General features: G+C 73.1%; 7 protein-coding genes and 1 pseudogene. 4 read left to right on the top strand and 4 right to left on the bottom strand.

Annotated features, from left to right (window positions below):
* Positions 1-102 (bottom strand): annotated as a pseudogene (locus AB0K43_RS30980) (electron transfer flavoprotein subunit beta); the annotation flags it as partial.
* Positions 103-505: 403 nt separating this feature from the next.
* Positions 506-919: a thioredoxin family protein gene (locus tag AB0K43_RS30975; RefSeq protein ID WP_363645674.1), complete on the bottom strand. Its 414-nt coding sequence runs from the start codon at positions 917-919 to the stop codon at positions 506-508.
* Between the two features lie 204 nt (positions 920-1,123).
* Here AB0K43_RS30975 and AB0K43_RS30970 point away from each other — a divergent pair, with 204 nt between their 5' ends.
* Together AB0K43_RS30970 and AB0K43_RS30965 are read left to right on the top strand one after the other, a co-directional pair.
* Positions 1,124-1,561 (top strand): DUF4395 domain-containing protein, encoded by a 438-nt coding sequence (locus AB0K43_RS30970; RefSeq protein ID WP_363645672.1) that lies wholly within the window; start codon positions 1,124-1,126, stop codon positions 1,559-1,561.
* A gap of 198 nt (positions 1,562-1,759) precedes the next feature.
* Positions 1,760-2,527 carry a lysophospholipid acyltransferase family protein gene (locus AB0K43_RS30965; RefSeq protein ID WP_363645670.1) on the top strand — a complete coding sequence of 256 codons (768 nt, stop codon included), beginning with the start codon at positions 1,760-1,762 and terminating at the stop codon, positions 2,525-2,527.
* A gap of 80 nt (positions 2,528-2,607) precedes the next feature.
* On the opposite strand, the gene AB0K43_RS30960 is transcribed toward AB0K43_RS30965, so the two are convergent.
* Entirely contained in the window at positions 2,608-3,216 is a 609-nt protein-coding gene (locus tag AB0K43_RS30960) for a GNAT family N-acetyltransferase (RefSeq protein WP_363645668.1), read from the bottom strand.
* Between the two features lie 50 nt (positions 3,217-3,266).
* Positions 3,267-4,862: an alkaline phosphatase family protein gene (locus AB0K43_RS30955; protein ID WP_363645666.1), complete on the bottom strand. Its 1,596-nt coding sequence runs from the start codon at positions 4,860-4,862 to the stop codon at positions 3,267-3,269.
* Positions 4,863-5,126: 264 nt separating this feature from the next.
* Here AB0K43_RS30955 and AB0K43_RS30950 point away from each other — a divergent pair, with 264 nt between their 5' ends.
* Both AB0K43_RS30950 and AB0K43_RS30945 read left to right on the top strand, forming a co-directional pair.
* Entirely contained in the window at positions 5,127-6,344 is a 1,218-nt protein-coding gene (locus AB0K43_RS30950) for a pyridoxal-phosphate dependent enzyme (protein WP_363645664.1), read from the top strand.
* Between the two features lie 120 nt (positions 6,345-6,464).
* Positions 6,465-7,421: an alpha/beta hydrolase gene (locus tag AB0K43_RS30945; protein ID WP_363645662.1), complete on the top strand. Its 957-nt coding sequence runs from the start codon at positions 6,465-6,467 to the stop codon at positions 7,419-7,421.
* The last annotated feature ends 128 nt before the right edge of the window (positions 7,422-7,549 follow it).

Genomic DNA, 7,549 nt, shown 5'->3' with positions numbered 1-7,549 from the left:
GCCGTCCACGCCCTCCCGGTCGGTGGTGGTGTCGTCCGCGAAGCGACGGTCACCGGTCGCGTCGGGCACGTACTTCACACAGACAACGATCCTCAAGCTCACGGCCTGTCTCCTGTACTGGTCTCGTCCGGCGGCTGCGGCTGTGCGGCGGGCGGAACACACGCTTTCCAGGCCCACTCGGGCCGCGTCTTCCTGCGCCCGTCCGGAACTTCCTGGCAGCATACTCGCCAGTAGCTTAGCCGTCACTACTGGCCAGTAGCTTAGCGTCGCCCGGGCCCCGGCCGACCGCTCCGCAGCCCCGCCCGGCCCCTGGCGGCAGCCCGGGCGAGCACGAGTACGGACCGGCCGCACTGCCGTCCTGGCCCCATCCTGCCCCAGGTCGGGCCGCGCACCACCTGACTGGGCGGCAGATCGGCTGTGAGATTGAAGGTCTTGACAGGCCGACGGCCGACCATGATCCGGCCCGAGGCCCCCCGGGCACCCGCCGAGGGCCTCCCGCCGCCGCTCAGACGGCTTCGCCGAGCGCCGCGATCACATCCGGCCGGCGCGGCTGACCCGCCGCCCGGCGGACCACCCGGCCGTCGGCGTCCAGCACCAGCACGGTCGGCGTCCGCAGGATCTCCAGCCGGCGCACCAGCTCCAGGCTCTGCTCGGCGTCCACCTCCACGTGCGCGACACCGTCCACCATCGCGGCCACCTCGGCCAGCGTCCGGCGGGTCGCCCGGCAGGGCTGGCAGAACGCCGTGGAGAACTGCACCAGCGTCGCCCGCTCCCCCAGCTCCGCGCCGAGCTCCGCCGCCGACAGCCGTACCGCCCCGTCCTTCGGACGCACCCGCAGCCTCCCGTCCCGCGCCGCGCGCCACAGCCCGAAGGCGCTCGCCACCGCGAGCACGACGCCGCACACCACCAACCCGGTCACCGCTCCAGTGTGCGCCACCGGTGGCGGGCGCCGGTCCGCCGGGGGCCACCGACGCGTACCATCGGCGCGTGGACTCCCTTCCCGCACCGACGCCCCGGCTGACCAGCCGCCGGGTGGTCGACCTGTGCCGGGCCACCACCTCGCGCTGTCGCTGACCCGTCACCCCAGGTCAGCCCACCCCGTCGTGCCACCCCGGAGTCCCGCATGCAGATCGATCCGCGCGGGCAGCGCTTCGCCGCCGCGCTCACCAGCCTCCTGCTCGCCGCCGCCCTGATCACCGCCAGCGGCCCGCTGCTCGCCGTCCAGACCGCCGTCTTCGCCGTCGCCGCCCTCGCCGGCCTGCGGTACTCGCCGTACGGACTCCTCTACGCCACCCTGCTGCGGCCCAGACTCGGCCCGCCGCGCGAGCTGGAGGACGCCCGGCCGCCCCGCTTCGCCCAGGGCGTCGGCCTCGCCTTCGGCCTGATCGGCACCGCCGGCTACCTGGCCGGCGCCGACTGGCTGGGACTCACCGCGACCGCCCTGGCCCTGGCCGCCGCCTTCCTCAACGCGGCCTTCGGCTACTGCCTGGGCTGCGAGCTGTACCTGCTGCTGCACCGCGGCCGGGCCCGGCTCGGCACCGGCCGGGCCACCACCGGGTGACACAGCTCTCAGGCCCGGCGGGAACCGGGCGGCGCATCCCGCTGCCCGGACCCCTCAGGTGACAGCAGGCACTCCTTCGAGGGATCATCTCCGAGTAACACACCCGTGGCCGCTGCCGCGTGCCGCGACTCGGACGGCCCCGACCTGCGCCCCGGGTACCACCTGACCGGGCACCAGCCCGTGGGAAGTAGGGCTGACGTGGCAGAGTTCGTGTACCCGCCGGTGATCGGCGCGGCGCTCACCGCCTTCCGTGCACTGGACGTCCGGATCACCATCGTCGGCGCCGAGCACATCCCCGCGACCGGCGGCGCCGTCCTGGTGAGCAACCACATCAGCTACCTGGACTTCCTGTTCGCGGGGCTCGGCGCCTTCAAGGGCGGCAAACGCAAGACCCGGTTCATGGCCAAGGACGACGTGTTCAAGCACGCCGTGTCCGGCCCGCTGATGCGCGGCATGAAGCACATCCCGGTGGACCGCACCGACGGCCAGCCCGCCTACGAGGCCGCGGTCAAGGCGCTCCGGGACGGCGAGGTGGTCGGCGTCTTCCCCGAGGCCACCATCAGCCGCTCCTTCACCCTGAAGAAGTTCAAGACCGGCGCCGCCCGGATGGCCGCCGACTCCGGCGCGCCGCTGCTGCCGGTGATCCTCTGGGGCACCCAGCAGCTGTGGACCAAGGGCCGTCCGAAGACCCTCACCAAGCGCCACGTGCCGGTCACCATCATGATCGGCGAGCCGATCGCGCTCGCCCCCGGGGACAAGCCGGTGATGGTCACCCGCCGTCTGCGGGCCGCCATGACCGAGATGCTCGACCGCGCTCAGCGCGACTATCCGGGCAAGCCCGCCGGCCCCGAGGACTCCTGGTGGCTGCCCGCCCACCTGGGCGGCACCGCGCCGACCCTGGAGGTCGCCGAGGCGGAGGACGAGGCGGAGGCCGCCGAGAAGGCCGCCCGCCGCGAGGCCCGCTGACGGCCGACCCCTTGGCCGGTCCCTCTGCCGACCTCCGGGGCCGACCTCCGGAGCCGACCTCCTCCGGGCCCGGCGGACGATCAGCGCGCCGGGCGCCACATGGTCGTCACGACCTGGCCGCCGGCGACGGTGATCCGGTCCCGTGCCACGAAGCCCGCCCGCTCGTAGCGCGGGAGGTTGGCCGGGTTGGAGGACTCCAGGTAGGCCGGGGCGCCGAGGGCGTCGACCCGGCGCAGGCTCTCCGCGAGCAGCCCCATGCCGAGGCCCTTGCCGCGGTGCTGGTCGTGCGTCGCCAGCAGCGACAGGTAGAAGTGCGGCTCGGTGGGGTGCGCCTCCTCCAGTTGCTCGCAGATCCGCATGATCGGCCCGGCCACCGCGGCGCCGGCGACCTCCGTCAGCAGCCCCTCCAGCCGTTCCTCCTCCGCCGCGGTCAGCTCCGTCCCGCCGGGCGGGATCCACGACGCCGCGGACTCCACCCCCGGCGTCACCAGCAGCCACGGGTAGCGCAGCGCCGAGGTCACGTAGCACCGCCACAGCGCCGCAGCCTGGGTGGCCCGCCGGTCGGCGTCGGGGAACGCCGGGCCCCAGAGCGGGTCCTCGAAGAAGGCCGTCGTCATGGTGTCCACGACGGCCTCGATGTCCGCGGGCCCGGCCACCCGCGCGGGCCCGGGCCGATATCCGGTGGTCATCCTCCAACCTTAGGCCTGGTCCGCACGCGTTCCACCGGGCGCGGCCCGCGTCAGGCCCGTGGGGTCCGCGGTGGCCGGGTGGGTGGTGCCAGGCGGGGGAAGCGGATGGCGAGGAAGTCACGCATGATCTGCAGGGCCTGCTCCGGCGGCACCTCGGCCGCGGGATCGTGGGGAAGTCCCTCGATGCGGATGTGGTGATGGTCCGCGAAGCCGCGGATCCCTTCGAAGGCCGCCTTGCCCAGGGTGGAGAGGGTCCTGCCCAGGAGCAGGGCGTCCTCCACGTACCGGGGCACCGGACGCGGGGCCGGCGCGGGCCAGGTGTGCGGGTCTCGCGGGGTGTCGAGGGTGAAGACGTGGGAGAACGTCCGGGCGGCGGCGTCGCGCGCGGTGAGTGGGGCGCCCAGGTCCCACTGCTCGCGCAGGGTCGCGATCAGCGAGGTGTGGCGGTGCTCCTGGTCGAACACCTGGCCCTCGGCCACCCACGGGGAGACCACGACGGCCGGGACCCGGTAGCCCGAGCGGTCGAAGGTGAACCCGAGCTGTCCGACCGGAGCCGACGGGTCAGGTGGTGGCACCGGGCCGGGTGGCACGTGGTCGTAGGTGCCGCCGGGTTCGTCCCAGCCGACGAGCAGGGTGGTGTTCCAGACGTTCGACCCGGCCGGGGACCGCATCGCCCGGTACGCGTCGTAAATCCGGGCCAGGAAAGCCTCGCCGCCCAGGATCGAGGACGGCGGGTCGACGTCGGGGATCACGACCCCGTGGCCGAGAGCGCGGGAGAACGCCGGGTGGTAGTCGCCGTGCCCGAGCACCAGGCACGGCTCGATGAATGAGAAGTCGGGCAGGTCGCCGTTGCCGGCGTCGGTCTCGAACTGGGCGAACGGCACGAAGTGCGTGTCGAAGCGGTCCTTCAGTCGCGGATAGTGGATCAGGCCGGTCATGGAGAACCGGTCCGGCTCGGCGACGTACACCTTCCACGTCCGGCCGTGCTGTTCGAGCCGATTGAAGATCGTCTCGGCGTCGTTCTCGAGCACCCAGTTCTTGACCGGCGAGTTCACCACGAACCCCGAGGCCGTCGCCGCGGTCCAGAACGACCGGTTGGTGAACGTCTGCGACGGCACCTCGCTGAACCAGTGGTCGAACACGCCGAAGGCGCGCGCCAGGCCGTTCAGTACGGGGATCTGTTCCGGCGTGAACCCGGTCATCACCTGCGCGTACTCGTCGTAGGTGGGCTGGCGGCCCAGTTCGCCGGTCAGGGTGCTGATGTAGTCGGTGACGAACCCGTCCATCGTGGGTGCCCGGCCGGGCTCGGGCGCGTTGTACGGCGCCGAGATCTCCTCGCCGAGCTTGAAGCGGTTCTGCTCGCCGAGGAGGTTGAAGAGTTGCGTGTTGGTGTGCGGATACTCCTCCCCCGTATCGGGGTTGGGGCTGTCCATGTCCGTCGCCACCGTGTACGGCACCACCCCGCGGTCCGCGCCGTGCTCGGCCCACTCCGGGATCGGGTTGCCGAGGTCCTTGCCGATCACTCCCTCGAACGTCTTGCCGTCCTGCGGCCCGTACAGCCGGCCGAGCACGTTGTCCAACGACCGGTTCTCGAACACGACGACCACCACGTGGTCGAGTGCGTGGTCCCTGCTCCGACTCGCCATACCTGACCTCGGATCTCGACAGGCCGACTGTCCGCCGGCGGCCGCGGGTCGGAGCGAGGGCACGGATCACCGTTCGTCGGCTCGACCGCACCTTCCAGCCTGCCTCCACCCCGGCGCAGGCGCACACCGCCGACCGGTCCGCGGCAGCTCGCGCTTCGGCCCCGGCGGCGTTCACCAGGCCGTGCGGGCAACCCGCGCCCGCTCGGCCGCCACCGTTCCGACCGTCAAAGGTCGATCGTGGAGCACCCTTTAGGCTTGACGACCATGACGACAGGCGACTCCCTCGCGACCGGACAGCGCTCCCTCGGCGACCCGTCCATCGACTACCCGCTGTGGCCACCGCTCACCACCGGCTGCCCCCGGACCAGCACCGCGGAGGTCGCCTACCCGGTCGAGGTCGACTACGCGTACGACCGGGTGGACCCGCAGCTGTTCGACGCCGCCACCCCCTCCCGCCCGGGGCTGGAGCGCTGGGCCCCGCTGCTGCCGCCGCTGCACGCCCCCGGTCTCGGCGAGGGCCGCACGCCGCTGATCCCGCTCGGCCCGGACGTCCTGCTCAAGGACGAGTCCCGCAATCCGACCTGGAGCCACAAGGACCGGCTGAACCGCTGCACGGCGAGCGCCGCCGTCGGCGCGGGCGCGCCCGGCATCGTGGTCTCCTCCTCCGGCAACCACGGTGCCTCCGCCGCCGCGTACGCCGCCCGGGCCGGGCTGCCCTGCGTCGTGCTGGCCTCGGCGACCATGCCCGGCGCGGTCGCCTCCTTCCTGCACTCCTACGGCGCGCTCGTCCTGCCGGTGCCGGAGGCCGACCGCTGGCCGCTGATGCGGCAGATCGTCGAGCGCACCGGCTTCCACGCCGCCAGCAACACCACCGTCACCCACACCGGCCACGGCTTCGGCCCGGAGGGCTACAAGGCCATCGCGTACGAGATCCTCCTCGACGCCGGGGTGCCCGACGCGGTCTTCGTCCCGACCGGCTACGGCGAGCTGCTCTTCGGAGTCTGGAAGGGCTTCGCCGAGCTGCGCCGGCTCGGTCTCACCGACCGCGTGCCGCAGATCTACTCCTGCGAGCCCGCCGCCGGCGGCCCGCTCGCCGCCGCCGTCCGCACCGGCCGGCCCGCCACCCGGGTCGGGACCGGGCCGACCGACGCCTACGCGATCTCCTGCGAGGTGGGCGGGTACCGCGGTGTGGTCGCGCTCCGGGAGAGCGCGGGCCGGCCGCTGCTCGTGGACGACCGCCAACTGCGGGCGGCCCAGGCCGAGCTGGCCGGACAGGGGATCTGGGTGGAGCTCTCCAGCGCCGCCGGGCTCGCCGGCCTGGCCGCGCTCAAGGAGGCCGAGGGGTTCGAGGGGCGGGCGGTCTGCATCTCCACCTCCAGCGGGTTCAAGGACCGCGGGGTCGGCGCCACCCCGGTCACCCCGCTCGACGCCTCCTGGTCCACCGTCGACGGGATGTTGAAGGCTGCGGGCATCAGCGTCTGAGGCTCCGCGCGGTGCGGCCGGTGCGGCCGGGCCGGTGCGCGCTTCCGGCATCCGGCGATCTGAGGTAGACCTGACAGGGCGTCAACCGTCCTGCGGGCCCTACCGAACAGGGAGACCAGCATGTCCGAGATCTCGCACCGGATCGTCCGATCGGCCGGCGGCCTCCCGATGCGCATCGCGGAGGCCGGCACCGGCCCCCTCGTCCTGCTGCTGCACGGCTTCCCCGAGAGCTGGTACTCCTGGCGGCACCAGCTCACCGCCCTCGCCGACGCCGGGTACCACGCGGTCGCTCCCGACCAGCGCGGGTACGGTGCCACCGGCGGCCCCGACGAGGTCGACCGGTACAGCATCCTGCACCTGGCCGGCGACGCCCTCGGCCTGATCCCCGCCCTCGGAGCCGACCGCGCGGTCGTGGTCGGCCACGACTGGGGTGCTCCGGTCGCCTGGCACACCGCGCTGCTGCGCCCCGACCTGGTCCGCGGCGTGGTCGGCCTCTCGGTGCCCCCGTACCCCCGGGGCCAGCACCGGCCGACCGACAGCATGCGCCAACTCCTCGGTGAGGCCTTCTACATGCTGTACTTCCAGCAGTCCGGCCCGGCCGAGGCGGAACTCGGTCGCGACCTGCCGACCACCTTCCGCAAGCTGCTGGCGGGCCGCGCCCGGCTCAGCGACACCGGCCTGCCGCTGGTGCCGGAGGGCGGCGGATTCCTCGACATCTTCGAGGCGCCCACCGATCTCCCGGAGTGGCTCACCGAGCAGGACATCGCCTTCTACAGCTCCGAGTTCGGCGCCCACGGCTTCGCCCGGCCGCTGAACTGGTACCGCAACCTCGACCGCAACTGGGAGCTCACCGCCGCCTGGCACAACGCCCGGATCGAGCCGCCCGCCCTGCTCATCGCCGGCGAACAAGACCTGGTCGCCGCCAACCCCGACACCAAGAAGGCCCTGTCCGACCTCCACCAGCACGCGCCCCGGTTCCAGGAGATCCTCTGGCTCCCCGAAACCGGCCACTGGACCCAGCAGGAGCGGCCCAAGGAGGTCAACGAGGCGCTGATCCAATTCGTCCAGGGCCTCTGACCGCGATCGGAAGTGCGGCCAGGACTGCGGCCGGGAATGTGGCCGGGAATGCGAAAAGCCCCTCCGGGTGACCCGGAGGGGCTTCTCTGAAAGATTGTTCGGCGGCGTCCTACTCTCCCACAGGGTCC

The organism is Kitasatospora sp. NPDC049258, assembly GCF_040678895.1.
Taxonomy (GTDB): Bacteria; Actinomycetota; Actinomycetes; order Streptomycetales; family Streptomycetaceae; genus Kitasatospora.
This window is presented reverse-complemented; position numbering and strand designations above follow the sequence as displayed.

Bases quoted from the DNA above. Each gene is read 5' to 3' on its own strand.
- AB0K43_RS30970 (WP_363645672.1), top strand. From the start codon at position 1,124: ATGCAGATCGATCCGCGCGGGCAGCGCTTCGCCGCCGCGCTCACCAGC.
- AB0K43_RS30960 (WP_363645668.1), bottom strand. From the start codon at position 3,216: ATGACCACCGGATATCGGCCCGGGCCCGCGCGGGTGGCCGGGCCCGCG.
- AB0K43_RS30955 (WP_363645666.1), bottom strand. From the start codon at position 4,862: ATGGCGAGTCGGAGCAGGGACCACGCACTCGACCACGTGGTGGTCGTC.
- AB0K43_RS30950 (WP_363645664.1), top strand. From the start codon at position 5,127: ATGACGACAGGCGACTCCCTCGCGACCGGACAGCGCTCCCTCGGCGAC.
- AB0K43_RS30945 (WP_363645662.1), top strand. From the start codon at position 6,465: ATGTCCGAGATCTCGCACCGGATCGTCCGATCGGCCGGCGGCCTCCCG.